Origin of the sequence: Paenibacillus artemisiicola (assembly GCF_017652985.1) — a bacterium.
GTDB classification, from domain to species: Bacteria; Bacillota; Bacilli; order Paenibacillales; family Paenibacillaceae; genus Paenibacillus_Z; species Paenibacillus_Z artemisiicola.
Genome location: NZ_JAGGDJ010000001.1, coordinates 251816 through 278351, shown reverse-complemented (window position 1 = coordinate 278351; position 26536 = coordinate 251816). Strand labels below are relative to the sequence as shown.

22 protein-coding genes are annotated in these 26536 nt (G+C 63.7%); 4 read left to right on the top strand and 18 right to left on the bottom strand.

The genetic code is table 11. The features are described from left to right. Window positions 1–272: 272 nt before the first annotated feature. Window positions 273–1226 carry a carbon-nitrogen hydrolase family protein gene (locus I8J29_RS01230; protein ID WP_208845767.1) on the bottom strand — a complete coding sequence of 318 codons (954 nt, stop codon included), beginning with the start codon at window positions 1224–1226 and terminating at the stop codon, window positions 273–275. Window positions 1227–1605: 379 nt separating this feature from the next. On the opposite strand from I8J29_RS01230, the gene pdxR reads away from it, so the two are divergent. Continuing rightward, window positions 1606–3057: a MocR-like pyridoxine biosynthesis transcription factor PdxR gene (pdxR, locus tag I8J29_RS01225; protein WP_208845766.1), complete on the top strand. Its 1452-nt coding sequence runs from the start codon at window positions 1606–1608 to the stop codon at window positions 3055–3057. A gap of 156 nt (window positions 3058–3213) precedes the next feature. On the opposite strand, the gene I8J29_RS01220 is transcribed toward pdxR, so the two are convergent. The 14 genes from I8J29_RS01220 to I8J29_RS01150 form a co-directional block, all read right to left on the bottom strand. Continuing rightward, entirely contained in the window at window positions 3214–3417 is a 204-nt protein-coding gene (locus I8J29_RS01220) for a hypothetical protein (protein ID WP_143088877.1), read from the bottom strand. A gap of 189 nt (window positions 3418–3606) precedes the next feature. Continuing rightward, a complete protein-coding gene (locus tag I8J29_RS01215; protein ID WP_208845765.1) occupies window positions 3607–3738 on the bottom strand; it encodes a DUF4023 family protein in 132 nt (43 codons plus the stop codon). Window positions 3739–3848: 110 nt separating this feature from the next. Beyond that, entirely contained in the window at window positions 3849–4406 is a 558-nt protein-coding gene (locus I8J29_RS01210; RefSeq protein WP_208845764.1) for a cob(I)yrinic acid a,c-diamide adenosyltransferase, read from the bottom strand. Window positions 4407–4437: 31 nt separating this feature from the next. After that, window positions 4438–7860, bottom strand: a complete 3423-nt coding sequence (locus I8J29_RS33605) for a methylmalonyl-CoA mutase family protein (RefSeq protein WP_240545810.1) — start codon at window positions 7858–7860, stop codon at window positions 4438–4440. Between the two features lie 215 nt (window positions 7861–8075). Next, a complete protein-coding gene (locus I8J29_RS01195) occupies window positions 8076–9503 on the bottom strand; it encodes an MFS transporter (RefSeq protein ID WP_240545809.1) in 1428 nt (475 codons plus the stop codon). 810 nt (window positions 9504–10313) lie between these two features. Continuing rightward, window positions 10314–11822, bottom strand: a complete 1509-nt coding sequence (locus I8J29_RS01190; protein WP_208845763.1) for a peptidase G2 autoproteolytic cleavage domain-containing protein — start codon at window positions 11820–11822, stop codon at window positions 10314–10316. Window positions 11823–12086: 264 nt separating this feature from the next. Further along, window positions 12087–13664, bottom strand: a complete 1578-nt coding sequence (locus I8J29_RS01185) for an MDR family MFS transporter (RefSeq protein ID WP_208845762.1) — start codon at window positions 13662–13664, stop codon at window positions 12087–12089. Then, complete coding sequence (locus I8J29_RS01180) at window positions 13661–14167, bottom strand: MarR family winged helix-turn-helix transcriptional regulator (protein WP_208845761.1); 507 nt, start codon at window positions 14165–14167, stop codon at window positions 13661–13663. The genes I8J29_RS01185 and I8J29_RS01180 overlap by 4 nt, the downstream gene beginning before the upstream one ends. 487 nt (window positions 14168–14654) lie before the next feature. Further along, window positions 14655–15905, bottom strand: a complete 1251-nt coding sequence (locus I8J29_RS01175; protein WP_208845760.1) for a stalk domain-containing protein — start codon at window positions 15903–15905, stop codon at window positions 14655–14657. Between the two features lie 262 nt (window positions 15906–16167). Beyond that, on the bottom strand, window positions 16168–16521 hold the full coding sequence (locus tag I8J29_RS01170) for a hypothetical protein (RefSeq protein ID WP_208845759.1): 354 nt from the start codon (window positions 16519–16521) through the stop codon (window positions 16168–16170). Window positions 16522–16647: 126 nt separating this feature from the next. Then, complete coding sequence (locus tag I8J29_RS01165) at window positions 16648–17868, bottom strand: MFS transporter (protein ID WP_208845758.1); 1221 nt, start codon at window positions 17866–17868, stop codon at window positions 16648–16650. Between the two features lie 256 nt (window positions 17869–18124). Then, window positions 18125–18667 (bottom strand): NAD(P)H-dependent oxidoreductase, encoded by a 543-nt coding sequence (locus I8J29_RS01160; RefSeq protein ID WP_208845757.1) that lies wholly within the window; start codon window positions 18665–18667, stop codon window positions 18125–18127. A gap of 89 nt (window positions 18668–18756) precedes the next feature. Beyond that, on the bottom strand, window positions 18757–19092 hold the full coding sequence (locus tag I8J29_RS01155; RefSeq protein ID WP_208845756.1) for an NIPSNAP family protein: 336 nt from the start codon (window positions 19090–19092) through the stop codon (window positions 18757–18759). A 61-nt stretch (window positions 19093–19153) separates the two neighbouring features. Next, a complete protein-coding gene (locus I8J29_RS01150) occupies window positions 19154–19909 on the bottom strand; it encodes an SDR family NAD(P)-dependent oxidoreductase (protein ID WP_208845755.1) in 756 nt (251 codons plus the stop codon). 334 nt (window positions 19910–20243) lie between these two features. On the opposite strand from I8J29_RS01150, the gene I8J29_RS01145 reads away from it, so the two are divergent. Then, a complete protein-coding gene (locus I8J29_RS01145) occupies window positions 20244–21113 on the top strand; it encodes a LysR family transcriptional regulator (RefSeq protein WP_208845754.1) in 870 nt (289 codons plus the stop codon). A gap of 95 nt (window positions 21114–21208) precedes the next feature. Further along, window positions 21209–22312, top strand: coding sequence for a GerAB/ArcD/ProY family transporter (locus I8J29_RS01140; protein ID WP_208845753.1), 1104 nt, complete (start codon window positions 21209–21211; stop codon window positions 22310–22312). Here I8J29_RS01140 and I8J29_RS01135 read toward each other — a convergent pair. Genes I8J29_RS01135 through I8J29_RS01125 form a run of 3 tightly spaced genes read right to left on the bottom strand, consistent with a single transcriptional unit; the run spans window position 22304 to window position 25338 of the window. After that, the gene (locus I8J29_RS01135; RefSeq protein ID WP_208845752.1) at window positions 22304–22531 is read right to left on the bottom strand and encodes a hypothetical protein; all 228 of its coding nucleotides are present in this window, start codon (window positions 22529–22531) and stop codon (window positions 22304–22306) included. The two genes, I8J29_RS01140 and I8J29_RS01135, sit on opposite strands and share 9 nt — an antisense overlap. Beyond that, window positions 22528–23706 carry a Ger(x)C family spore germination protein gene (locus I8J29_RS01130; RefSeq protein WP_208845751.1) on the bottom strand — a complete coding sequence of 393 codons (1179 nt, stop codon included), beginning with the start codon at window positions 23704–23706 and terminating at the stop codon, window positions 22528–22530. Before I8J29_RS01130 ends, I8J29_RS01135 begins: the two co-directional genes overlap by 4 nt. A 45-nt stretch (window positions 23707–23751) precedes the next feature. Then, window positions 23752–25338: a spore germination protein gene (locus I8J29_RS01125; RefSeq protein ID WP_208845750.1), complete on the bottom strand. Its 1587-nt coding sequence runs from the start codon at window positions 25336–25338 to the stop codon at window positions 23752–23754. A gap of 272 nt (window positions 25339–25610) precedes the next feature. Between I8J29_RS01125 and I8J29_RS01120 the strand changes: the two genes are divergently transcribed. Next, complete coding sequence (locus tag I8J29_RS01120) at window positions 25611–26399, top strand: GNAT family N-acetyltransferase (RefSeq protein ID WP_208845749.1); 789 nt, start codon at window positions 25611–25613, stop codon at window positions 26397–26399. Window positions 26400–26536 lie beyond the last annotated feature (137 nt).

Below are 26536 nucleotides of genomic sequence, written 5' to 3'. Positions count from 1 at the left end.
GCATGCCGCCTCGCTTTCGTCGATTGGACTCGGTGCGACGTCTCCCGTTACAGGCCGACCGCTAACGACCGGCAAAACGTGGAATGAAGGTTAGCCGGTTATGCAGCGTATAGGATAGACCCGTAAACGGACGTCACTTACACTTACACCCAAATCGGACGCGGCGAACCGCCAGCTGCGGCGCGGCTTCCCGCTGCGGCGCCGCCAAACTTCGGGAAACCGCCGCTCCATGGACGGCGGTACAAAGCAATACAAGGCTGCTCAAGTCCCGCTCACTCCGCGATCGCGTGTACGTTCGCCTGTTCCCGGCGGTCGACGGTCAGCCGGAAAATATCGGGCCGGCCGTAATGCCCGGCAACGTCGAAATCGAATCGGCCCCGCACGACCTCCCCGAGATCCAGCTCGGCGACGAGCAGCCCTTCCCGGTCGTACAAAGGCCCGGCGACGTAATCGCCGAGCGGCCCGACGATCGCGCTGCCGCCGCGGCACAGGACGTCCGGATCGTCCCGCAGCCCGGCGCGATCGAGCAAGTCCGCGGGATACGAGGCCTTCGTCGCGAATTGATTGGCGGCCAGCACGAAGCAGCGGCCCTCGCAGGCGATGTGCCGGATCGTCGCCTGCCACGAATCGCGCGCGTCCGCCGTCGGCGCCGCGTACAGCTCGATGCCCTGGCCGTACATCGCCATGCGGGCGAGCGGCATGTAGTTCTCCCAGCAGATCAGCCCGCCGATGCGGCCGATCGGGCTGTCGACGACCGTCAGCGTGCTGCCGTCCCCTTGCCCCCACAGCAGCCGTTCCGTGCCGGTCGGCACGAGCTTGCGGTGCTTGCCCAGCAGCCCCCCGTCCGGACCGATATAGACGATCGTATTGTACAAGGTGCCCCGGCTGTACGCCGCGTCGCGTTCCGTCACGCCGACGACGAGGGTCAAGCCGTGCTCCGCCGCCAGCTCGCCCAGCGCCGCCGTCTCGGGGCCGGGCACGTCCACGGCGCTCGCCCAGCAGCGCTCCCAGTCGCGCCGGCCCGCATCCGTGCGGCTGCCGATGCGCGCGCCGAAATCCAATCCGCGCGGATAACCCGTCAGGTACGTCTCCGGGAACACGAGCAGCTCCGCTCCCTGCCTAGCTGCTTCCCTAGCCAAGCCCGCGGCTTTGTCCAGCGCGGACGCCGTCTCGAACAAGACCGGCGCGGCCTGCGCGACCGCGACCGTCACGCGTCGTGCCTTCATGGCGATTCCTCCTTGGTGCCGACGTCCGTCTCCTGGCGGCATGCGATCGGCATATCTTTTTGAATCGGCTGCGCTTCGATCCGGGCGAGTCCGCGCCGATGCATGGCTGCGCGGCGGCCTCGCAAGCCGTCGGTACCAGCATAACCGTCCCGGCCGCGAATGGAACCCGCCAATGACCGGCCGCTTCACGCCCGCCAATTGCTTCGGTTCGCCCGCGGCCTGCGGGCACCCGCCAATTTCGGCGGCGGCGGACCGGCCATGTTCACGGGATGGTAAAACAATCGGCGCCTTCGGGCGCCATTCGGATGACGCGGCGCGCGCGGGCCATGGTATGATGAATACGAATCTCGAACAAACTTTACCTGGAGGCGATCGACCGATGTGGAAGCCCGACCGCGGCAGCGATAAGCCGCTTTACGCGCAAATCGCCGACGACTTGGCGCGGCGCATCTCGTCCGGCGAATTTCCGCCGGGCACCAGGCTCCCGTCCGAACGGTCGCTGGCGGAGCTGCTCGGCGTCAATCGGAGCACGGTGGTATTGGCGTTCGGCGAGCTTCGCGCGGCGGGCATCGTCGAGAGCCGCACCGGCAGCGGCACGCGCGTCAGCCGCGGCGGCTGGGGCGCGGCGCCCAAGCAGACGCCCAACTGGAGCCGCTACGCCGAAGACGGCGGCTTCCTGCCGAACCTGCCGCTCATGCGGCGCATCCGGGAGGCGCTGTCGCGGCACCCTTCCCTGATCGATTTCGCGAGCGGGGAGCTGTCCGCGGATTTGGCGCCGGCCGCGGAGATCGCGGCGTTGCTGCGGGAACAGGACGACATCGCCTACCTGGGCTACGACAATCCGCAGGGCCACATGCCGCTCCGCGAGGCGCTCGCGTCCTATCTCGCGCGGTACCGGGGCATCCGGACGACGGCCTCCTCGGTGCTCATCACGTCCGGCTCCCAGCAGTCGCTGTTCCTGATCGCGCAATGCCTGCTGGCGCCGGGCGATGCCGTCGCGGTCGAGGATCCGTCCTACTGCCGCTCGCTGCCGATGTTCCAGTCGGCCGGCCTCCGCGTCTTCCGGCTGCCCGTGGACGAGCACGGGACGCGGCCCGGCGACATTCGCGCGCTGCGCAAGAAGCATCGCGTCAAAATGGTGTTTTTGAACCCGAACTACCAAAACCCGACGGGCACGGTGCTCGGCGCGGAGCGCCGCAAGGAGCTGCTGGAAGCCGCCAGCGGTCTCGGGCTGCCGATCGTGGAAGACGATCCGTTCAGCCTGACCGCGTTCGGGGAACGGCCGCCGGACCCGCTGAAAGCCATGGACGCGGACGGCTCCGTCCTTTATATCGGCTCCTTCTCCAAGATCGCGGCCTCCGGCCTGCGCATCGGCTGGATGGTCGCCCCGAACGCCATCGTCGAACGGCTGGCGGACGCCCGGCAGCAGATGGACTTCGGCTTGAGCGTCATCCCGCAGCGAATCGTCGCGCGGTTCCTGGAATCGCCGTATTTCCGGCCTCACCTGGAACGGCTGCGGACGGAGTTGCAGTTCAAGCGCGATCTCCTGATCGACGCGCTCCGCAAGGAGCTGCCCGATCAAGTCGAATTCGCCGTCCCGCGCGGCGGTCTCCATCTGTGGTGCCGGCTTCGGCACGCCGTTCAGGACGGCAAGCTGCTGGACGAGGCGATTCGCCGAGGCACGGTCTTCGTCCCCGGCAGCGTCTACGGCTCGGCGCCGGGCTACGTCCGGTTCACGTACGCGAGGCCGCGCGCGGAGGACATCGGTCCCGGCGTCGCCGCGTTCGCCGAGGCGCTGCGCGCGATGGAGCACGGGCCGGGCGGCCCGTAATATCGCCGCGCGCTTGGGAGCATGCGGGCAGTTGCGGGCAACCGCGAACCGCCCGCTTGCCTCGCGGACGGACGCCGGCCGCCAGGCGGATTCGCCGGAACGCGAACAACCGCGGGGCACGGGGCTCCGCGGTTGTTCGCGTTCGGATTGCTTGCGTTATCGATCAACGAAAATAATCAGACAGATGGCCGCCACCGCCAGCCCGATCGCATAGATGCCGGTCAGACTCATCCACTTGCGGCCGGTGTTGCGAAAATAGTCCGGATTTTCCTGCTTGTTGCTTTTGGATTCCCCGATCATCACCGTCGCGACGACTCCCGCGGCCATGATGATGCCGACCAAGATCATTAAAATCGTCATTCGTCATCACCCGGTTTCATTATAAGAAACCGGCACGCCGTTGGCACCCGCCAATCGGAAGGTTAGGGGACCATCCACTTGACCGGCGATGGAACCCGGGCGGGGCAGGTTCCGCGCTTGCGCCTTGCGGCCGCGCCTTAACCGGCGGCTTGGCGACGAAGCGGCTCATGCGGATGAGCCCGGCGTTCGTTACGGATTGTTCGTATGCTGCTTGGTCGACAGGTTTTGCGAAGGCGTTCCTTTGCCGTAATGCGCCTTGTTTTTCTCCTGCTTCGCCTGCGCGTTCTTCACTTTGCTCACGAATTCGTTCGTCGATTCCATTCGGATTCCTCCTCCTTTGCGTTCGGCTGACCATAGCGTCTCCCCGTTTCCGGAGGGGTATGCAGCGGAAGCCGTACCGGCCGGAGGCGCTTGCAAGCCGGCGCATGGAATCAGCCGGACGGACGCGGCAGGTCCGGCTCGGGCGCGCCTTGCCGGCGGTTCGCGAAGCGGGCGGCCACGAACAGCAGATCGGACAGCCGGTTCAAATACTTCAGGACAACCGGGTTCAGATCCTCCTCCCGCCACACCTCGACGGCCAGCCGTTCCGCCCGGCGGACGACCGTCCGCGCCGCGTGCAGCGACGCCCCGCACGGAAGCCCGCCGGGCAGGATGAAGTTCGTCAGCGGCGGCAGCTCCGCCTCCATCCCGTCGATGTACGTCTCGAGCCGTTCCACGTCCTCGTCCCGGATCGGCCACGCGACCTTGAGCAGCGACGGCGTCGACAGCTCCGCCCCGACGTGGAACAGCTTCGCCTGCGCCTCGAGCAGCATGGCGCGGAACGTCTCCCACGCATCGCCCCCTTCGAGCGCGGACAAGGCGACGCCGATCATCGAATTCGCCTCGTCGACCGTGCCGTACGCCTGAACCCGCGATGAATGCTTCGATACCCGTTTGCCGGACACCAGGCTCGTTTGGCCTTTGTCGCCCGACTTCGTGTAAATTTTCATGCCGGTCCTCCTCCTCTTCCTCCGCTTCGCGCTACATGTTCCGCCGGTACTGCCCTCCGACTTCGTACAAGGCGGCCGTAATCTGCCCGAGGGACGCATGGCGCACGACGTCCATCAGCGCCTCGAACACGTTGCCGCCGCTCCGCGCGGTTTCCTTCAGCTTCGCCAGCGCCGCCCCGCTCCGATCCCGGTTCCGCTCCCGGAAGGCTTCCAGGTTGCGAATCTGCTCGCGCTTCTCCGCCTCCGTCGAACGCGCCAGCTCCATGTCGTCCAGCCGCTGCTCCGGCCGCGGGTTCACGAACGTGTTCACGCCGACGATGGGCAGCTCGCCGGAATGCTTCTTATGCTCGTAGTGCAGCGATTCGTCCTGGATTTTGCCCCGCTGGTAGCCGGTTTCCATCGCGCCGAGCACGCCGCCGCGGTCGTGGATCCGCTGAAACTCCAGCAGCACCGCTTCCTCCAGCAGGTCGGTCAGTTCTTCGACGATGAAGGCGCCCTGCAGCGGATTCTCGTTCTTGGCCAGCCCGAACTCCCGGTTGATGATGAGCTGGATCGCCATCGCCCGCCGGACCGAGCTTTCCGTCGGCGTCGTGACGGCTTCGTCGTAGGCATTGGTATGCAGCGAATTGCAGTTGTCGTAAATCGCGATCAGCGCCTGAAGCGTCGTGCGGATGTCGTTGAAGTCCATCTCCTGCGCGTGCAGCGAGCGGCCCGAGGTCTGGATGTGGTATTTCAGCTTCTGGCTGCGCTCGTTCGCGCCGTATTTCTCCTTCATGACCGTCGCCCAGATCCGGCGCGCCACCCGTCCCATGACGCTGTACTCGGGATCCAGCCCGTTGCTGAAGAAGAACGACAGGTTGGGAGCGAAATCGTCGATGCGCATCCCGCGGGACAAATAATATTCGACGTACGTGAATCCGTTCGCGAGCGTGAAGGCCAGCTGGGTCACGGGATTCGCGCCGGCCTCCGCGATGTGGTACCCGCTGATGCTGACGGAATAATAATGGCGCACGCCGCGGTCGATGAAGTATTGCTGGATGTCGCCCATCATTTTCAAGGCGAACTCGGTGCTGAAGATGCACGTGTTCTGGCCCTGGTCCTCCTTCAAAATATCCGCCTGCACCGTGCCGCGGACCGACCGCAGCGTCGCGGCCTGAAGCGCCGCGCGTTCGGCTTCGTCCGGCTCCCGGCCGTGCTCCGCGGCGAAGCGGTCGGTCTGCTGGGCGATCGCCGCGTTCATGAACATCGCCAGAATCGCCGGCGCCGGGCCGTTGATCGTCATGGACACGCTGACGGAGGGATGGCACAGATCGAAGCCGGCGTACAGCTTCCGCATGTCGTCCAGCGTGCAGACGTTCACGCCGCTGTTGCCGATCTTCCCGAAGATGTCCGGCCGCTCGCTGGGATCGTGACCGTACAGCGTGACGCTGTCGAAGGCGGTGGACAGCCGTTTGGCCTCGTCGTTCCGGCAGAGATAGTGGAAGCGCCGGTTCGTCCGCTCCGGCGTGCCTTCGCCGGCGAATTGCCGTTTCGGGTCCTCCGAGGTCCGTTTGAACGGGAAGACGCCGGCCGTATACGGATAATGGCCGGGGAGGTTCTCCGTCAGCCGCCAGCGCAGCAGCTCGCCATCGTCCTCGAACCTCGGCAGGCTTACGCGCGGAATGCGCGTCCCGGAAAGCGACTCGGCGGCGAGCTCCTCCGCCGCCGGTGCCGGCCCGCCGCCGGACCGGTCCTGCCGGTCCGGCCGGTACGCCTCGCGGATCGCCGGCCATTCGCCGAGCAGCTTGCGGCTCTCCGCATCCAGCTCCGTCTCGCGGGCCGCGAGCATCGCGCCCAGCTTCGCGGCGACGGCGGCCGCCTCCTCCGCGTCCATGTGCCGTCCGCCGTCGGACGCCAGCTGCTCCTTCGCGCCGCGGAGCTGGGCGATCCGCCGGGCGGCCGCGACCTGCGCGTCCACGAAGCGCCTGCGGCGGCGGACGGTCTGCACGATCTCGTTCAAATAGCCGCTGCGCTCCGCCGGAATAATCCCGGGCCTCGCCGCCGGTTCGCCGGCTTCCCATGCCCCTGCCGTCGATGCGGCATCCCGCGCGGCAGCCGTCGTCGCGTTCGAAGCGACGATCGAAGCGTCATTCGAAGCTTCATTCGAAGCGGCGTTCGAAGCGGCGTTCGTCGCTGCCGGGCCGTCTCCCGTCTCCGACGCTTGGCGCTCGGACGCCCGGCTCCCCCCGGCCTTCGCCTCGACGATCGCCATCAGCCGCCGGAACAGCCGCGACGTGCCGGGATCGTCGAACTGGCTGGCGATCGTGCCGAACACCGGCAGCTGCCCGTCGGGCACGTTGAACGCCTGTCGGCTGCGCTTGAACTGCTTGCGCACGTCCCGCAGCGCGTCCGCCGAGCCGCGGCGCTCGAACTTATTGATGACGATGACGTCGGCGTAATCGATCATGTCGATCTTCTCCAGCTGGCTCGCGGCGCCGAAATCGCTCGTCATGACGTACATCGCCGCGTCGCAGACGTCCACGACCGCCGCGCCGCCCTGGCCGATGCCGCTCGTCTCGATGATGACGAAGTCGTAGCCGGCCCGTTTGACGACCGCGATCGCGTCCCGGATCGCTTCGCTGATCTCCGAGCCGGAGCCTCGCGTCGCGAGGCTGCGCATATAAGCGCGCGGATCCTGGATCGCGTTCATCCGGATGCGGTCGCCGAGCAGCGCGCCGCCCGACTTCCGCTTCGTCGGGTCGATGGACAGCACCGCGATCGTACGGCCGGGATAGGCGTCGAGGTACCGCCGCACGAGCTCGTCGGTGAGCGAGCTCTTGCCGGCGCCGCCCGTCCCCGTGATGCCGAGCACCGGCGCCGGCGGCAGGTCCTCCGCATGCAGCCGCGCGAGCGTCTCGGCTTCCGCGCCGTCCAGCCCGGCGCCCCCCGCTTTGTCCTCCGCGAGCGAGATCAGCCTGGCGACGGCGCCCCAATCGGACGTGCCGAGCGTCCGCAGATCCGCCTCCGCCCGCCGCGGCGTACGGCGGTCGCAGGCGCGGACCATGTAGTCGATCATGCCCTGCAGCCCCATCGCGCGCCCGTCTTCCGGCGAAAACACTTTGGCGATGCCGTACCGCTCCAGCGCTTCGATTTCGGATGGCAGGATGACGCCGCCTCCGCCGGCGAAGACGCGGATATGGCCTGCGCCCTGCGCCTTCAGCACGTCCAGCATATACGTCAAATATTCCACATGGCCGCCCTGGTACGAGCTGACGGCGATGCCCTGCGCGTCTTCCTGGATGGCCGCCGCCGTCACTTCCTGCACCGAACGGTTGTGGCCCAGATGGACGACCTCGACGCCGGAGGCTTGGAGCAGCCGCCTCATGATATTGATGGACGCGTCGTGCCCGTCGAACAAGGCGGCGGCCGTTACGAAGCGCACCTGATTTGCCGGGCGATACCCTTGCGTGTCCATGGAAGCACCCGCCCTTCCGCGGCGTAGCGCCGCGCCGATTTGCTGCGTTCTTTATTACCATATTTCGGTTTCGCGCGAGAGATACCGTTTCGGCCAACCGGTCGCGGCGGGTGCGGACGTTATCCGGTACGCGGGCATACGAAAATGACGCCAAGGCCGTATGCCTTGGCGTCTTTCCTGATTTGAACCGTGCCGTTGGCTTTGATGCCGCGCCGTTACGTAGCCGGATTCACCGATTCGCGAGCTTTAGGCGCTTCGTTCACGGCATCGCGGGCGGACGCCCGCTTCTTTCGCGCCGTCGGCAGGAACCAGATTAGAATGACGGCGAGCGAAGCGGTCAGGAACGCCGCAGAACCCAGTATGGAAGCGGACACGGCATGCGCGAGCCCCGCCTTGGAAGCCTCGGCGTGCCGGCTGAACGCGTCGAATACGGTGATGAGTATCGCGAGGCCCATCGAGCCGCCGGTTTGATGCGCGGCGTTCACGAGGCCGGACGCGGCTCCCGCGTCCCGCGGCTCCACGCCGGTGATGCCGAGCGCCGTGAACGGCTGGAACACCAGGCCGGCGCCGATACCCATGACGATGAGCGGGAAGAACATGTCCGGGAAGTAATGCACGTCGGCCGATATCCGGCTGAGCCACGCCGTGCCGGCGATCGCAATGACGATGCCCGCGACCAGCACTTTAAAGCTGCCGAACCGGGCGAGCAGCCGCGGCATCGCGTACAGCATGCCGAACATCACGCCGGTGAAGGGCAGGAACGCGAGACCCGCCGCGAACGACCCGAACCCGAGCACGTTTTGCAGAAACTGCGGGATGAAGAAGAAGAGCGAGAAATTCCCGCCGACGAACAGGAACCGGCCGAGGTAAGCGGCGGTCCGGCGACGGTCCGAGAACAGGCGCAGCGGCGTAATGGGCTGCTTCGCCCGCGACTCGACGGCGATGAACGCGGCCAGCATGACGATGCCGAGCGCCAGCGAACCGAGCGTGACCGCGTCGCTCCAGCCCGCGTCGGCGGCACGGACGAAGCCGAAGACGAGCGAAGTCATGCCGACGACGGACGTGATCGCGCCGGGCAGGTCGAAGCGTCCCGTGCTGCGGTCCGTTTCTTTCAGGTAGCGCGGCACGATGATCAGCAGCAGGATGCCGATCGGCACGTTGATGAACATGCCGAGCCGCCACGAGACGAGATCGGTCAGCAGGCCGCCGAGAATGAGCCCGACGCTGCCGCCGGCGCCGACGACGGCGCTGTACAAGGCGAGCGCCTTGGCGCGGTCCGGGCCTTCCGGGAAGCTGACCGTGAGCAGCGCGAGCGTGGACGGCGTCGTGAACGCCGCCGCGACGCCCTGCAGCGCCCGCGTGATCAGCAGAAATTCGGACGATTGCGCGAGGCCGACGAGCATGGACGCGACGGTGAACAGCGCGATGCCGATGCTGAACATCCGCCTGCGGCCCAGGATGTCGCCCGCCCGGGCGCCGAGCAGCAGCAGCCCGCCGAAGGCGAGGATATACGCGTTTTGCACCCAGGTCAGGTTCGTGGTCGTGAGATGAAGCGTGCGGCCGATCTCGGGCAGCGCCGTGACCATGATCGACGAGTCCAGGATGATCATCAGCTGGCAGGCTACGATGATCGTCAGTATCATATTCTTTGCGTGTTGGATAGTTATCATCCTTTCGTATGGGGTAAACCGGCGGCCCGTGCCTGCCGGAGCGCTATGCAACGTCGTCGCGCGAAGCTAGAAGACCGCGCTGCCGCAAGGCCGTTTCATCCTTGCTCACTCCCTTTCCGTGTGCGTTGATTTGAATCATAGCACAGGGATTATTCGATGTAAACAAAAAGTATGTATTTTGTCTATTTAGTATTTGAAAATGCGCACTTATGTTTCCAAGGCATGCAGCCGATGCCTGAACGCATACAAAAAACCGGCTGCATGCGTGGCATGCTTCGCCGGTTTGCGGTCGCCGTAGCGCGATCCAACCTTGAATTTCCCGTCTGTTCGCAGCTGCAGGCAGCCTCCTCGTGCGCCAGAACTGCCTGTCTAATCGATTAGTTGGCTGCCATCGTACCTTCTTGCTGCAATCAGCACCTCTAATCATCCATATAGGCTACTCCGGCACCTTCTGGTTTCAAATCAGCGCCATAACCGTCCATGTAGGTGATCCCATTACCTTCTGGCTCCCAATCGGCACCTCTGACCGTCCATGTAGGTGATCCCATTACCTTCTCGCTCCACATTGGCACCTCTAATCATCCATGTAGGTGACCCCATCACCTTCTTGCCGCAAATCAGCACCTCTGACCGTCCATGTAGGTGATCCCATCACCTTCTTGCTGCAAATCGGCACCTCTAACCATCCACGTTGTCGATCCCATTACCTTCTCGCTCCACATTGGCATCTCTAATCATCCATGTAGGTGATCCCATCACCTTCCGGCACCTCGCCACGCCGCCTCAAGCAAATGTCTTGCCCATCAGCACAAGTACTTGGTTCGCGCCGGTCCGCTTGAGTACGTAATAACCCGCGTCGGCGGCCGTCGCGATGCCGCCGTCGCCCGGCTGGCAAAAGCCGCCGGCCGCGCAGCTGCCGTCGTCCCGCGCGAGCAGCTTGCCGAGCATGCCCACGGCCGTCCATTCCGGCCGCCGCAGCCGGGGGACGTACGTGCGCGCCGGGTCCCATGCCGGGTTCAGCACGGGGCGGCGTTCCGTCCGGGCCGGCGCGATGACCCCGCCGTCCGGGCCGACCACGGCCGGCACCGTCGCGTCCGCGTACAGCGTCGCGCCCCATTCGTCGGTCAGGTATTTCCCCTGCCAGGCCAGTTCCCCGCTGTCGGACAGAAACGCCGGCTTCGCGCTCGTCAAGCCGACAACCAGCCGGTCGCCGGAGCGGGCGACCCGGACCTTGTCCCCTTCGAGCGCGACGAAGTAGCCCGGCCCGATCGGCCGGCCGTCCGCCGTCTCGAACAGCTCCGCGTAATCGGCCGCCGGGCTGCTGACCGTCCCGTCGAGCTTGGCGTCGCCGTTGCTTAATATTTTCGCCGCCAGTCCGGGCGCCTCCGCGCTTGCGCCGTTGGCCAAGTACCACGAGTAAGGCAGCTCGTTCGCCGCCCCGAATTGCCCCATCACGTGGACGCCGTCCAATCCGTTTGCGGACGTCTCCAACCCTTCCGCATGGCTGACGAAGCCGTCCGCGACCGTATTCACGCCCTGCGCGTGCGACGCGAACCCGCTCGCCGCCGTGACGGCGCCTTCCGCGTGCGAGGCCTGTCCGCCCGCCGTCGTCTGGCTGCCCTCCGCGTGCGACAGATCGCCGCTCGCCGTCGTCCGCTGGCCCTCCGCGTGCGCGAACAAGCCGCCGGCCGCGTTCAGGTTGCCTTCGGCATGCGAGGCGCGGCCGCTCGCGACGTTGCTCTCGCCTTCCGCATGGGCGCTTTGGCCGGACGCGACCGTCTCCAAGCCCTCGGCATGCGCGTCCAGCCCCGTCGCCTGCGTCAGCTCGCCTTCCGCGTGCGCGTTCAAGCCTTGCGCCAGCGTAATCAGCCCCTCCGCGTGCGACTGGTCCCCGGCCGCCCGCGTCTCCCGGCCTTCCGCGTGCGCGTACAGCCCGCTCGCGATCGAAGCGCCGCCCTCGGCATGCGAAGCCGGCCCGAGCGCCTGCGCCAAATACCCTTCCGCGTGCGCCGCGATCGCCGCGGACGTCGCGAACCCTTCCGCGTGCGAGCTCTCGCCCTGCGCCCGCGTTGCTTGCCCCTCCGCGTGCGCATAGAGCGCGCTCGCGACCGAGCCCCCGCCTTCGGCATGCGACGCCGGCGCGTCCGCCTGCGTCCGATAGCCTTCCGCGTGCGCGGCGACGGCGCTCGCGGACGTATCGAGCCCCTCCGCGTGCGAGGAGTCCCCGCCGGCGACGGTATTCGTGCCTTCCGCTTCCGAGCATGTCCCCAAAGCCTGTGCATTGCAAGCCATTCGCGATCCTCTCCTTGCGTCGTGATTGTCCCGCCGTCCGGCGGGCTCCATTGCATTCTATGAAAATCGCGATTTTCAAGCTTGCGCGGCCGCCTACTATCCCAAAAAAGCAGGCTTCCTTTACGGCGAACGCAAAAAAACCAAGCCCCCGAAGGGGCTTGGCGGTGAAGCGGAACCGAACGAATGATTGCAAGACGAACGAAATCGCCGCAACACGCTTTTCTTAACGGAGGAACTCTTGGCCTTGCGCAATCTAATCTAAGCTTACATCATTTCCGCTTCGACTTTCATCGGAGCGGCGCCCTCTTGGCGCTTCGGCATCCGAAGCTTGCCGAAGAAGAACGCGGAAATCAGGCCGATGACGACCACGACGATGCCGATGACGAAGACGGAGGTAACCGCGTTGCTCAAAATATGCTGCAGCGCCTCGAGCAGCTTCGGCGGCACCTGCGCCTTCACTTCGGGCTGCAGCAGCGCCTGCGGATTGGCCAGCGTGCTCAGCTGATCCTCGGGAATGTCCTTGAATTGGCTTTGCAGGCCGCCGATGCCGTCCGTCATTTTGCTCGACATCATGACGCCCATGATCGCGACGCCGACGGTGCCGCCGATCGAACGCGTGAATTGGGTCGTCGACGTCGCGACGCCGCGAAGCTCGTGGCCGACCGCGCTTTGCGCCGCGATCGTGAGCACCGGCATGAGCGCGCCCATGCCGAAGCCGATGATGATCATGTACAGGATCAGCTCGAAGCTGCTCGTATTCACGGTCATTTGCGACATGAACAGATAGCCGACGGTCATGATCGCCATCGACGTCATGACGATGGTCCGGTAGCTCAGCTTCATGATCAGCCGGCCGCCGATGATGCTCGACAGAATGAGCGACAGCATGAGCGGCGTCAGGATATAGCCCGAATTAGAGGCCGACGTGCCGATAACCGCCTGCGAGAACAGCGGGATATACGTGATGGCGCCGAACATGCCCATGCCCATCAAGAAGCCGACGATGCTCGATACGGAGATCGCGCGGTTGCCGAACAGCTTGAGCGGGATGATCGGCTCCTTCACCTTGGACTCGATCCACAGGAACAGCAGGATCAGCACGAGGCTGGCGCCGAACAAGCCGAGAATTTGCGGGGAGCTCCACGCGTAGTGCGTCATGCCGCCCTCGGAGGAGGAGCCTCCGCTGCCGCCCATCTCGATGGCCAGCAGGAACGCCACGATCGCGCCGGTAAGCGTGGCCGCGCCGCCCCAGTCGATCGCCTTCTCTTCGTCGCTCTTGGATTCCTTGAGCGCGATCGACAGGATGATGGCCGCGAAGATGCCGAACGGCAGGTTGATGTAGAAAATCCACTGCCACGCGAGGTGGTCGACGATGAAGCCGCCGACCGCCGGGCCGATGACGCTGGACAAGCCGAACACGGCGCCGAAGATGCCTTGCATTTTGCCGCGGCGGTCCGGCGGGAAAATATCGCCGATGATCGTCATGGCGATCGGCATCAGGGCGCCTGCCCCGATCCCTTGGATGGCGCGGAACACGATCAGCTGCGTCATGTCGTGCGACAGGCCGCAAAGCGCGGATCCGACGAGGAACAGCCCCATCCCGATCAAATAGACGAGACGGCGGCCGAACAAGTCGGCGAGCTTGCCGAAGATCGGCACGGCCGTCGTCGAGGTTAACATGTAGATGGTGAATACCCAGCTGTACAGGTTGAAGCCGTTCAATTCCGCAATGACGTGCGGCATGGCGGTCGATACGATCGTTTGGTCGAGCGAGCCGAGCAGGAGGCCCAGCATGAGCCCGGTCACGATCCATCGGACCTGCCTTGGACTTATCGAATTCATCTTTCCACTTCCTTGTTGGGTTCTGGTGTCTGATGGGATTCCAATGCTTGAAGCAGCAGGCCGAACGCCTCCAGGACGACGTCGATCTTCGCTTCGTCGAGCTGGCCGACGATCCCGGCGAACCATTCGCTGCGCTGCTCCCAAATCATGTTGATGGTCTCTGCGCCTTTCTCCGTCAGGCTGAGCAGCACCACGCGGCGGTCGTTCTCCTGCCGCGTCCGTTCGACGAGCCCGAGACCGACGAGCTTGTCGGTCAGGCCGGTCGCCGCGCCCGACGTAATGCCGAGTATCCGAGCGACGTCATTGACCCGGCAGGCGCCGTTGCGCTGCAAATACATCAAGGCGACGATCTGCCCGTTGGCGAGCTGGAACGGGTTTTCGACCGTCTTCAAACTGTTCTTCGCGCGCTGGCCCCACCGCTGCACGAGCAGCAGCAGCTCGCTCAGCTTCTTCTCTTTGCCGGTTGGTTCCGCGATCGGTCTTCCCTCCCTTCCGAGCTTCATTCGTTTACCGACTCACTAACTTAATGATTAAATAACTTAGTCGGTAAGATATTTAGCTTATAAGAAAATATAACAATCCGCCGCCCGCGTCAATACGTTTCGGCAAAAAGACAAAACGACCGTCGCCGCACAAGGCCCGGCAAAAACGAAAAGACATCGGCGCCGGCGCCCGGAGGCGGCAGGACCCATGTCTTCTCGCATGAAACGCTGCTAGCATTGCTTCGTTTTGACGCTTTTTTCGTCCTTTTTGACCTGCGCAGCAAGCTCGCCGAGCCATTCGAGCGGCATCGACTCGCTCGGCTCTCATTCATCGCTTAACCTCGACTCGGTTTCGGAATCAAGCGCCCTGAAGCGCGCCGCGCACGAACGCGACGCCTGCCGCGCTCAGCGGGCTGCCCGGGATAGCCAATCTTCGGGCCGCTTGGAAGTACGCGCTTCGGCGAGTAGCTGCTGTCCTATAGGTTAGTCGCTTTCAAAAGGTCAACCTTTAGCGAAGGAATACCGACTTCTGAATGGCCGCCAGCGTCTGGTCGCCCATCAGACCGAGGCGCCAGAACGCCACGCCTTTCAAGCCGTAGCGCTTGGCGAGGCCGATTTTGCCGTTGACGGTCGCCGCGGTTTCGCTGCCCATGGAGATGCCGAGCACGAGCTTGCTCTTCGGCACCTCCGCAAGCGCGAGCCGGATCGCCTCGTCGATGCGGTTCAGCGGCTCCGGGCCGTCCTCGTACGAATATTCGTACGCCATCATGATGATTTCGTCCGCATGCGCGGCCAGCGATTTATAGTCGTACCCGCGGTACGAGCTGTTGAGCGGATGCAGCGCGAGCGCGAGCGTCAGGTTCGACGCTTTGGCGCTCTTGTTCAGGGCCGCGACAAAATCGGTGAAGGATTGCCGGATCGCCGGCAGATCGCCGCTTAAGCCGAGCCCCTCGAAGTCGAGCGTAATGCCGCCGAACCCGTTCTGCGCCGCCAAGCCGACAAGCTGGCCGATCACGTCCGCCTGAAGGGTTTTGTCCGACAGCAGCTTCGTCAGCTCGCCGCTCCCGTCCATCGCGACGGCCATCAGCATCGGTTTGCCGCCCGCTTCGGCGGCATCTTGCACGATCGACTCCGGCGTCACGTCGCCCGCGGGCTTGGGCCAGAAGAAGTCTTGGCCGGCCAGCGTCAGCTTGCCCGTCGCGTCGATGCGCGTCCAGCCGAAAGAGACGGAATCGAACTTCCGGACGAGCCCGACTTCCTTATACGACGAGATCGCGTAGAAGGCTTCCGTGTACAGCTTGGCGACCGGCGACGTGATCGACACCGTCTGCGAGGGACCGTCCCAGCCGACCGTCGCCCCGAATTGCTGGCTAAAGAAACTGAGCGGCACGAAGATCGAGCCGTCCTTCGCCGCGGGCGCGACCCGGAGCTGCTGGGCTTGCCCGTTGACGAGCGCTTTCTTGTCGTTCTGGTGCAGGACGACCTTCCGGACCGCGCCGTTCTGCGATTTGGTCGCCGTCAGCGTTCGGTTCGCCCAGTCAACCTGAATGCCGAGCGCTTCGGCAATGGCGCGGAACGGCACCATCGTCGTGCCGTTCGCCACGTACGGCGCGGCCGGGAACGGCAGCGGATAGCCGTCCAGCACGATGCTGACGGGCTTCGCCGCGGCCGCTGCCGCGTCCGGCGCGCCGGACGTTGCCGACGCCAGCAGCATGGCGGAAGCGGCGATCGCCAGGATTGCGTTCTTTTTGAGGTTCATCGCTATTCTCCCTATTCGCGTATAGTAGATAGACTTTCAGTTTACTAGACGCGAGCTCGGAGGAAAAGTTTCAAAAGACTGGAAACGCGTATGGCGGCGGCCAGCGCGGTTCCGCTCGCATGTACGGTACCTCGTACCGCTCTTTCGTCGAAATCGTCGGTTGCGCTCGCATGTACGGTACCTCGTACCGCTCTTTCGTCGAAATCGACGGTTATGCTCGCATGTACCGTATCTTGTACCGCTCTTTCGCCCAAATCGACGGTTATGCTCGCATGTACCGTACCTCGTACCGCTCTTTCGCCCAAAGCGGCAATTTCGCTCGCATGTACGGTACCTGGTACCGTTCTTTCGTCCAAAGCGGCGATTTCGCTCGCATGTACCGTATCTGGTACAGCTCTTTCGCACAAAGCGGCGATTTCACCCGCATGTACGGTACCTCGTACCGCTCTTTCGTCCAAATCGCCAGTTTCACCCGCATGTACAGTACCTCGTACCGCTCTTTCGTCCAAATCGCCAGTTTCACCCGCATGTACAGTACCTCGTACCGCTCTTTCGTCCGAATCGCCGGTTTCACCCGCATGTACCGCACCGATACGGCTCTTTCGCCAAATGTCACGCCCGCGCCCCGCACCTCTTCCGCAAAACAAAAACCTTCCTCAACGAGGAAGGTTTTTGTACAGCGGCCGCCGGGAGCACCGTTCGCCCGCCGCCGGCAGCATCATTCGCCCGGCCCGGTCCAAGGCTATGCCTCGCCGTCGAGCGACCGCAGCCGGCGCAGCGACGGGAACAGCACCATCCACAGCGCGGCGACCGCGATCGTCCCGACGCCGCCGATGAAGGCGGCCGGCACCGCGCCGAGCCAGCCGGCGAGCGTGCCTGATTCGAACTCGCCGAGCTGATTCGACGTGCCGATGAAGAGCGAGTTGACCGCGTTGACGCGTCCGCGCATCTCGTCCGGCGTCTGCAGCTGCACGAGCGACGAGCGGATGACGACGCTGATGACGTCCGAGGCGCCGATCAGCAGCAGCGCGACCAAGGACAGGTAGATGCTGGTCGAGACGGCGAACAGCATCGTCGCGAGTCCGAATACGGCCAGCGCGCCGAACAGGATCGGGCCGAGCGCCCGCCGCAGCGGGAAGTACGCCAGCGCGAGCGACATGAGCAGCGCGCCCACCGCCGGCGCGGTCCGCATCAGACCGAGCCCGAGCGCGCCCGTGTGCAGGATGTCCTCCGCGAAGATCGGCAGCAGCGCCGTCGCGCCGCCGAGCAGCACGGCGAACAGATCGAGCGAGATCGTGCCGAGGATGACCGGATGGCGGCGGACGAACACCAGTCCCGAGAAGACGGAGCGCAAGGTGACCGGGGCGGCGATGCGCACGGTGCGCGCCATGCGGATCCCGAGCGTGAGCACGGCGCCGATCAGCAGCGCCGCCGCCGCCGTGACGTACGCGTAGACCGGACCGGCGGCGATGAGCACGCCGCCGAGCGTCGGGCCGACGATTTGCGACGTCTGGCCCGCGGACGTCGTCCACGCGATCGCCTTCTGCATCTGCGCTTTCGGCACGAGCATTGGCAGCAGCGCGGACGAGGACGGTCCTTCGAACGCGCGGCAGGCGCCGAGAACCGCGGCCGCGACGAGAATTTCCGTGCGCCCGAGCCAGCCCGCGAGCGTGCCGACGAGCAGCAGGACGGTAATAATGGCTTCGAGAAACTGGCAGAGGACGACGATCAGCCGGCGGTCGAACCGGTCCGCGGCCTGTCCGACGACCAGCGTCAGCAGCAGCATGGGCAAAAATTGCGCAAGCCCGACCAGACCGAGGCTGTAGGCGTCATGGGTGAGGTCGTACATTTGCCAGCCGATCGCGACGGACAGCATCTGGAAGGACGTGGACGACAACGTGCGCGAAACCCAGAACTTCGTAAAGGACGAGGCATTCAGCGCGGATTCATCGGGTTCTGACATCGTGACAAGTACACTCCTTAGGACGGGGGTATGAAGACAATACAGGCATTATACCACCGCGACCGGTCCGAAGCTTAACCGATTTTGCCCGATTGGCGGGACATCTGATATCGCCCTCCCCGTTCGCCCTATCGAATGACCGATCCGAACCTGGCCGCGCGTGCTCCCCATCGCCTCCCGAACACGACAAAAGCCGCCTCGAAGGAGGCGGCTTGGATGATAGGCCGCAGGTTCGGCCAAGCTATACCGGAACCGATTAATCGCGCGCGCCGACCGGCTTAGCGTTCCGGATGTGACGGACGTAATCGATCCGGCTTTGCGCCAGGCGCTCGTCCGACAGGTTCGACGAGTCGCTCAGCGTGAACGGCGGCAGATATGTCGCGCCGATGAACGGGGCGATCGCTTCGATCGGGCGCAGAATTTCGCGCAGCGTGAAGCGGTTGAAGCCGTTCGCTTGGTACGACTCTTCCGTGCCGTACGTCGACACGGCGGCGCCGATTTCTTTGCCGGCCGTCTTGGTGCCTTCCGGTCCGAACGCCCACCCGTACTGGAGCACTTCGTCGAACCATTTTTTCAGCAGGTACGGCGTGTTGTACCAGAACATCGGATATTGGAAGATGACGCGGTCATGCGCTTCGACCAGGCGCTGCTCGGCCGCGACGTCGATCTTTTCGTCCGGATACGCTTTGTACAGTTCATGGACCGTGACGTCGGTTTGCTGGCGAAGTTCTTCGATCCATGCTTTGTTGATGCGGGATGCTTCGATATTCGGGTGCGTGACGATAACCAATGTTTTCATGATGTTGGCTCCTTGTCGTGTTGAGTTTTGTTTGGTTTGATAGGGCTGCGGGGGTTGGCCCGCGCAGCCCTGAAAATCAGCGGCGAAAATCAGCGGTTCGGTTCTGGCGCCTTGAAGAATGGCGCCTTGTGCATGTACACGATATCGATATGTTCGTACAACGGGCCGTCCTGCTCGGTCTTCGCCCGTACGGCCAGCCATTCCGGATCGTTCATGAACGCTTCGAAATTCCGTTCGCGCGCTTCGGCGTCGCGGTGCTCCAGCACGTAATACAAGCGGTTCTTCGACTCGTCCGCGTCGACCCAAAATTCGGTCACCTTCATGTCATAGCGGGCGAAAATCCGAATCGTATCGTCGCGGAAGCGGTTCAGCATCGCCTGCATGCGGCCCGGCGGAATCGTATATATGCGCAGCTCGTACAGCATAGTCTCGGCCCCTTTTCGATTGGCTGAATAACGGAACGGCTAAAGGTCTACTATCGGCGTTTTACCAGCGGCCGGCGCTTTGTCCGCCGTCGACGTGAAGAATTTCCCCGGTAATGAAGGCGACGGCATCCAGATACAGGATCGCCTCCACGATTTCGCGTTCTTCGCCCAAGCGGCCGAGCGGATGCAGCGGGGCCATGGCCGCGTGCGTCTCGGGCGCGTGCATCGGCGTCTTGATGACGCCCGGCGCCACCGCGTTCACGCGGATGCCTTGATCGGCCAGCTCGATCGCGAGCGACCGCGTCGCCGCGTTTAAACCGCCCTTGGTCAAGGACGTCAGCACGGACGGCACGCCTTTGATCGGCTGCTCGCCGGCGCCGCTCGCGGTGATATTGACGATGTGGCCCGAACCCGCCTTCTGCATTTCGGACACGGCCAGCTGGGTCACGTGGAAGAAACCGTTCAGGTTCGTGGTCAAGAGCGCGTCGTAATCCTCCGCGGTGTAAGCCGTGAACGGCTTGGCCATGAAGATGCCGGCGTTGTTCACCAGCGTGTCCAGCGAGCCGAAGCGAGTCAGCGCGGCGTTAACGAAACGTTCGGCGACCGCACGGTCGGCGATGCTGCCGCTGACGTACGCGACGCGTTCGCCCGTCGGATCGATTTCGCGCGCGGCTGCCGCCAGCGCGTCTTCGCGGCGGCCGTTAATGACGACGTTCGCGCCGCGCTTTCCCAGTTCGATCGCGACGGCTTTGCCGATCCCGCTGCTGCCGCCCGTAATCGCGAATGTTTTTCCTTGCAGGTTTTGAAGGGAATTCATCGTGTATGCACTCCTTTTAATTTATCTATTAGTAAATAGGTAATGGTCGCTTATGAATCCGCCTTGCTTAGGATGGACCTGACGATCGCAAGCGATGCGAAAAACGACGGGACAGTTTTCATTTCCTGCATTCCTGTGGTATCGTTTAGGTTAAGCGGTAATTCTACCTTTCAGTAGGTCGATTGCAATAGCGCGTCCGTCCGTCTGCCGCTCGTTTGACCGCCTCCTCCGTCGTTCCTGACCGCAAACCGATCATACAATGAACTCGCTATCGTGCATACTATGAATTCTAGATGGCCGGTATCACGAAATCCGATCGCAAAAGGAGTACGCCATGGATATTCAATTGCTACGCGCGTTTTACGCCGCCGCCCAGGAGGGCAGCTTGTCCAAAGCGGCGCAGCGGCTCAATTTCGCCCAATCCAACGTCACCCAGAAAATTCAGCAGCTGGAGGCCGATCTGGGCACGCAGCTGTTCTACCGCCACAACCGCGGCATTACGCTCACCGCCTCGGGGCAGATTCTGCAGACGTACGTCGAGAAAATCCTGCACATCGTCCAAGAAGCCCGCGCGGCCGTCGGCGATTCCGCCAAGCCCGCCGGCCCGCTCGCGATCGGCGCGCTGGAGACCACGGCCGCCATCCGGCTGCCCGCGCTGCTGACCGACTATCATCGCGAGCATCCGGGCGTCGACTTCTCCCTGGTCACCGGCATGACCGAGCAGCATGTGAACGACGTGCTTCATTATCAGCTGAACGGCGCGTTCGTGACCGGTCCCGTCGAGCATCCCGAGCTCGTGCAGGAGCACGTCGTCGACGAGGAGCTCGTGCTGGTCACCCCCGCCTCCCACCCGCCCGTCGACTCGATCCGGGACGCGGGGCTGCGCACGATCCTCGCGTTCAAAGCCGGCTGCTCGTACCGGGCGCGCATGAATCTGCTGCTGCAGGAGCAAGGGCTGATTCCCGACAAGCTGATGGAGTTCGCCTCGATCGAGACGATCATCGCCTGCGTCAGCGCCGGACTCGGCATCTCGCTGATGCCGAGGTCCATCGTCGCCGAGCCCGCCGAGCAGGGGCGCATTCGCTGTCACGACGTCGCCGGCAAGCACGCGATCCTCAGGACCGTGTTCATCCGGCGCAAGGACGCGCTCGAGACGCCGGCGCTGACCGCGTTCTTATCCGCGGTGCGGGCGCATTTCGCCTAAGACGGACTCTCCGTACCGCTTGCTTCGGTTGGGTATAATTGGGTGGGTCTCTGCGAATACTGGAAACACCCTGACAGTGGCAAGGAGAGGCGACGATGCAGACTACGGAGAAAATAACCGGCTCCCAGCTTGGCTACATGCTCTTTACGTTTATCGTATCCACCAATATGCTGACCGTCCCGTCCATCATGGCGATGTTCGGCAAGCAAAATGCCTGGATGTCCGTTTTTCCCGCCGCCGCGACGGGGCTTGTCACCATCTGGATCATGATCGTGCTTGGCAATCGGTATCCGGGGCTTACGGTGACCCAATACAGCTCGAAAATCGTCGGCAAAGGACTTAGCAAGCTGCTGGCGCTGAACTACATCTACTATTGGTTCGTGTCGATCACCACGATCGTCTATCAGCACACCGGATTCTTGAAGACGCTCCTGCTGCCGAACAGCCCGTCGATCGTCTCCACGGTAACGTTCTTGATCCTGTGCGGCTTTGCCGCCTTGGCCGGCATCGAAGTCATCGGCAGAAGCAACGAATTTCTGACTATGCTCATTCTCGTGCTCCTGCTGCCGCTCTTGGTGCTGACGACCATGGATTCCGATCTCAAGCAGCTGCAGCCAGTGCTGGGGGACGGCATCGTGCCGGTGCTCCAAGGCGCGTTCAGCCCGGCCGGGGGGTACATGAATCAATTTTTTATTTTGGGGTGGCTCCTGCCGTACTTGAACCACCCGGGCAAAGCCCGCAAGGCTTCGCTGCTCGCGCTTGCCGGCATCGTCCTCTCGTCGTTTACCATCGTCCTCATGACGATCATGGTGCTCGGGCCGATGACCAGCAAGCTGACGTATTCGTTCCTGAGCGTCATTCAATACATCGGCATTTCCGGTTCATTCGAGCGGTTGGAAGCCGTTGCCGTGTCGATGTGGGTCATGGGCTGCTTCGTGAAGGTCTCCGTCTCGCTCTTCATTTTATGCCTGTGCGTCAAGGAGCTGTTCGGCATCCGGAATTACCGCGATCTCGTCGCGCCGCTTACGTTGTTGTCGGCCGTCGGATCGGTCTGGATCTTCAGGAACGGCGCGGAGTTGGTGAATTACCTCATCTACACGTTCCCGCTCCTTGCCTTCTTCAATCATACGCTCCTTCCGCTGCTGCTGCTCGCGGTCGACAGCCTGCGCAGGAAGGCAGCCGAGCCGTCGCTACCGTAGCAGCAGCTTTCCGATCGGCTCGAGCACCATCTGGCAGGGCCGGATGAAGCTCGGGACATGGACGCGCGCGATGAACAAGCAGCCGAGCGCGACGGATATCCCCATGATGCCGCCGTATAGCGCGGCTTCTTTGTTTTGCTCCCGGCCGCGCAGAGCGCGGATGCCTGCCACGGACCATACGGCGGCGATCAGGACGAAAACCGTCAATTTCACGATCATTTGATGATCTCCTTATCGTTCAATTGCAGCGGAGGACCCGCCATTCCGGAACCGCCGATCTTTAATTGGACGTCGACGGCGATGACCGCTTCGGCATATCTTCGGTGCCAATCCCCTTGAAGCGCGCGCCATTGCTTCGGATGACGGCGGTAAAGCGCGGAGCCGAATCCCGCGCTGTCCGCCCGGAACTGCTTTTGCAGCTTCGTCAGCGCCGCGCGAACCTGCCCTTCGGTCGCCTTCTCCAAGGCGCGCCGGGCGGCGTCCAGATTGTCCGGCCGGCTGATATCGTACCGGCTGTTATTTTCGATGATGGTGCCCTCCCCCGTCAGAGAGATCTTCAGCCGAAGCCGTTTGCCGCTTGCGTCCGCGACAATGCGGCGTTCGGCGTGATTGACTTCCATGCCGACGACGCCGCCATCAGGCATTGCGGCGTTCACGCGGCCTTGCTTCATGCGGCCCGCAGCCCACATGAAGCCGTCCGTTTCGTACCCGTCCAGCATGCCGACCAGCTTCAGGTCTTTGAAGACGGCGGTGCCGGCCAGCTCGAGCATCTCGGTATCGCTTCGGACCTCCGCTTTCTCCCGCGTCTCCGCCTGAATGACGCCGATCACGGGATCGACGCCTTGGCCGGACGACGCCATGAAGAAGTCCCGCAGCGTCACCGCGAGCTCGCTTCGCCCGATCTCCATCTCCTTGACGGCTTCCACCGGAACCTGTTCGAACGGATACGAGGATTGCAGAATATCCCGCCCTTGCCCGCCTTTGACGACCAGCATGTACGTTCGCAGCCGCTGCCTCGGATCGTGGGTGAACACGTCCAGCATCTCCCCGATTCCCTGCCGGCCAAACGCTTCGCCGATGAAAATGACGCTGCGGTGCGCGGTGAACAACTTCCGGGAGCTCTTCTTCTGAATCATCAGAAACGCTTCGTTCGCGTCCTTGCCGACGGCGGACAGGACGAAGAACTTCTTCTGCTTCCCGCCGCCCCCGCCGCCTCCGACTTCGCCGGAAACGGACGGAATGGCGATCTGCACCGACAGCAGGTAGGCGCCTTCCTTCGTCTTGTCGAAGGCGGCGCCCGTAATGAACGCCAGATCGTTAATCTCCGTCCGGTCCCAGCAGCCGCTCAGGAAGATCAGGGCGAAGCAGGCGCACGCGCATCGCAATAAGTTCATGCCTCGGTTCCTCTCTGTGTCCGCTTCCGGCTGCGTCCGTCCGTTTTACGGCGAACGCCTGCCCCGGCCGGGGCCGGGCTTCTGGCCGTCCGGCTCGCGAACCGGATCGGCGCGGCTGATTAGCTTCGGGCGCCGCGTCTTCGCCCAGATCGGCGCGCGGATGTAAATGTCTTTCAAGTCCGATACGATGGTCGGCGCCGCCGGCGCGAAGTACGGCACCCCGAACGACCGCAAGGACGCGACGTGCAGCAGAATGCCGAGGAAGCCGAGCACGATTCCATAGAGCCCGAGCGTCCCCGCCAGGAACAGCATCGGAAACCGCAGCAGCCGGACCCCGCTCGCGAAGCTATAGCGCGGAATCGTGAACGTCGCGATGCCCGTGATCGAGACGATGATGACGACGGGCGCGGAGATGATGCCCGCTTGCACGGCCGCCTGCCCGATGACCAAGGCGCCGACGATGCTGATCGCTTGTCCGATCTGCTTGGGAAGGCGGATGCCCGCTTCCCGCAGCGCTTCGAACGTGATTTCCATCAAGATCGCTTCGATGAATGCCGGGAACGGCACGGCTTCCCGCGAGGAAGCGATGCTGATCACGAGGTTGGTCGGAATCATTTCCTGATGGAACGTCGTCACCGCGACGTACAGGGACGGCGCGAAGACGGCGATGAAGATGAACAGGAACCGGATCCAGCGAACGAAGGTCGCGACGGGCCAGCGGGTATAATAATCCTCGCTCGCCTGCAAGCCGGTCCAGAAGGTCATCGGCATGACGAGGGCGAACGGCGTGTTATCGACGAGCAGGGCCGCTTTGCCTTCCAGCAGCTCGGCCGCGACGACGTCGGGGCGTTCCGTGCTGTGCACCTGCGGAAACGGCGAATACGGCAGGTCCTCGATGAACTCCTCGATGTACCCGGAATCCAGAATGCCGTCGATCTCGATCCGCTCGACCCGCGTCCGGACCTCCTCGACCAGCGAGTCGTCGGCGAGCCCGGCGATGTAGGACAGCACCACTTTGGTTTGCGTCAGCTCCCCCAGCGTGACCGGTTCCATCTTCAAGCGCGCCGTTTTGAGCCGGATGCGGAGCAGCCCGATGTTGACGGCGAGGTTCTCGATGAAGCCGTCCCGGGGTCCGCGAATGACTTGCTCGGAGGAAGGCTCCTCCAATCCGCGCTGCTTCGGGTTCGTGGCCATGACCAGCAGCGCCGAATCGTCTCCGTCCGCCAGCACCGCCGCGAATCCGTCCAGCACGTTGCGGACGATCTCCTTCGGGTCGGACGACCGCTTGGTCGCTCCCGCGGTAACGACTCGCTCGTCCAGCGCCCGCGCGCCGAGCGGCCGGCCCTCCATTCGCGCTTCGCCGAAGGCGTTGACCGGCTTCAGAATTTGTTCGTCGATCAGCCGCTCGTCGGCGATGCTCGCCAAATAAATGACCAGCCACCGCTCGCCGCCGCTCAGCGTCCCGCGGTGAAAGACGATGTCGAAACAGTTGTCGAACCGCGCCCGGAACTCCGCCTCGTTCCGCTCCAAATCCGCCGACAAGCCCGTGTCGTCCCCGTCTCCCGCGTCGAAGTCCTCCGGCAAAACCGGATACCCGGGCTGCGTGCGCTTCCGTTTGCTGAACCGTTTCACCCTGATACCTCCTGTTCCGCGTTAGCTGTTATTTTCCCGTGCCGCCGACGAAAATATTCCATTTCTTCCGTCGGGACGCAAAGTCCCCGGCACGGCAAAGCCGTTCAGCTCCGGGCGAGCGGTCCCCCTATCGCGGTTCGGCCCTGAAGCTTTCGCCGCCAGCCTGTATTTAGCGGAACCATGCAACAAAACGTCACTTTTTGTCGTTTAATCTACAGGCCGTGTCCTCCTGTGGGCACGGCAAATTCATTCAGCAGAGCGAGGACCGACCCATGACAACCATCCCCGAAACGATTAAACGCAATATGATCCGCACGCTGGAGCACATGAGCCTGTCCAGCCCTCGCATCGTCTTCGAGCGTACGCCGCGGGCGATCCGATACGAATCCGACCTCCCGCATCCGCTGTATAACCGCGTCATTGCCTACGAAGGAGCAGACGAAGCGGGCGCGGCCGCCGACATCGGCGCGATCGCGAACCGTTACCGCGAACGCGGTCTTCCCTTGTCGTGGCTGACCTGGTCGCATGACCGCGACGCCGCCGAGCTCGCGCGCGCTTTGGAAGCGCACGGATTCAAGCATGCCGGCGTCATGACCGGGATGTCGCTCCCGCTGGCCGATTGGACGCCCGATGTTCCCGCGCCGGCCGGCTTGGACATCCGGCCGGTCCGAACGGAGGCGGATTTCGCTTGGCTCGAGGACGTCATCCTGCCGGCCTTCGGACTGGAAGGCGAGGCGGGCGAGGTCTTCATGCAAATCAACAAAATCGCCGGGACCGGCGAGGACGCGGCGTTCCGTCATTACGTGGGCTTCCTGGACGGCAAGCCGGCCGGCGCGGCGACCGCGGTGCATGACGGCGAGACGATCGGCATCTATAACGTGGCCACGTCCGAAGGCTTCCGGCGCCTCGGGATCGGGAGCGTCCTGACGGCGCATGCCGTTCGCGAAGGACAAGCCGCCGGCGGACGGCTCGCCGTGCTGCAGGCCAGCGGCATGGGACTGAACGTCTACCGGCAGCTCGGTTTCCGGGACGATGCCGAGATCGGGCTCTACCTGGGCTGATCGGCGCCGAAACCGGACATGGAAGGCAGCGATTCCTTATCGGTGCGATAAAGCTGACATAAGATGTTTGTTATATGTCAAAATCTGTCGAGTCAAGTCTTGTTTTTATCGCGGAAGGGGCTATACTTGAACGAGAA

Excerpts from the sequence above, each read along its gene's own strand:
- I8J29_RS01180 (WP_208845761.1), bottom strand. The coding sequence starts at position 14,167 with ATGAAGCTCGGAAGGGAGGGAAGACCGATCGCGGAACCAACCGGCAAA.
- I8J29_RS01190 (WP_208845763.1), bottom strand. The coding sequence starts at position 11,822 with ATGGCTTGCAATGCACAGGCTTTGGGGACATGCTCGGAAGCGGAAGGC.
- I8J29_RS33605 (WP_240545810.1), bottom strand. The coding sequence starts at position 7,860 with ATGGACACGCAAGGGTATCGCCCGGCAAATCAGGTGCGCTTCGTAACG.
- I8J29_RS01210 (WP_208845764.1), bottom strand. The coding sequence starts at position 4,406 with ATGAAAATTTACACGAAGTCGGGCGACAAAGGCCAAACGAGCCTGGTG.
- I8J29_RS01195 (WP_240545809.1), bottom strand. The coding sequence starts at position 9,503 with ATGATACTGACGATCATCGTAGCCTGCCAGCTGATGATCATCCTGGAC.
- pdxR (WP_208845766.1), top strand. The coding sequence starts at position 1,606 with ATGTGGAAGCCCGACCGCGGCAGCGATAAGCCGCTTTACGCGCAAATC.
- I8J29_RS01150 (WP_208845755.1), bottom strand. The coding sequence starts at position 19,909 with ATGAATTCCCTTCAAAACCTGCAAGGAAAAACATTCGCGATTACGGGC.
- I8J29_RS01230 (WP_208845767.1), bottom strand. The coding sequence starts at position 1,226 with ATGAAGGCACGACGCGTGACGGTCGCGGTCGCGCAGGCCGCGCCGGTC.
- I8J29_RS01135 (WP_208845752.1), bottom strand. The coding sequence starts at position 22,531 with ATGATCGTGAAATTGACGGTTTTCGTCCTGATCGCCGCCGTATGGTCC.
- I8J29_RS01215 (WP_208845765.1), bottom strand. The coding sequence starts at position 3,738 with ATGGAATCGACGAACGAATTCGTGAGCAAAGTGAAGAACGCGCAGGCG.
- I8J29_RS01145 (WP_208845754.1), top strand. The coding sequence starts at position 20,244 with ATGGATATTCAATTGCTACGCGCGTTTTACGCCGCCGCCCAGGAGGGC.
- I8J29_RS01140 (WP_208845753.1), top strand. The coding sequence starts at position 21,209 with ATGCAGACTACGGAGAAAATAACCGGCTCCCAGCTTGGCTACATGCTC.
- I8J29_RS01155 (WP_208845756.1), bottom strand. The coding sequence starts at position 19,092 with ATGCTGTACGAGCTGCGCATATATACGATTCCGCCGGGCCGCATGCAG.
- I8J29_RS01185 (WP_208845762.1), bottom strand. The coding sequence starts at position 13,664 with ATGAATTCGATAAGTCCAAGGCAGGTCCGATGGATCGTGACCGGGCTC.
- I8J29_RS01165 (WP_208845758.1), bottom strand. The coding sequence starts at position 17,868 with ATGTCAGAACCCGATGAATCCGCGCTGAATGCCTCGTCCTTTACGAAG.
- I8J29_RS01175 (WP_208845760.1), bottom strand. The coding sequence starts at position 15,905 with ATGAACCTCAAAAAGAACGCAATCCTGGCGATCGCCGCTTCCGCCATG.
- I8J29_RS01130 (WP_208845751.1), bottom strand. The coding sequence starts at position 23,706 with ATGAACTTATTGCGATGCGCGTGCGCCTGCTTCGCCCTGATCTTCCTG.
- I8J29_RS01220 (WP_143088877.1), bottom strand. The coding sequence starts at position 3,417 with ATGACGATTTTAATGATCTTGGTCGGCATCATCATGGCCGCGGGAGTC.
- I8J29_RS01160 (WP_208845757.1), bottom strand. The coding sequence starts at position 18,667 with ATGAAAACATTGGTTATCGTCACGCACCCGAATATCGAAGCATCCCGC.
- I8J29_RS01120 (WP_208845749.1), top strand. The coding sequence starts at position 25,611 with ATGACAACCATCCCCGAAACGATTAAACGCAATATGATCCGCACGCTG.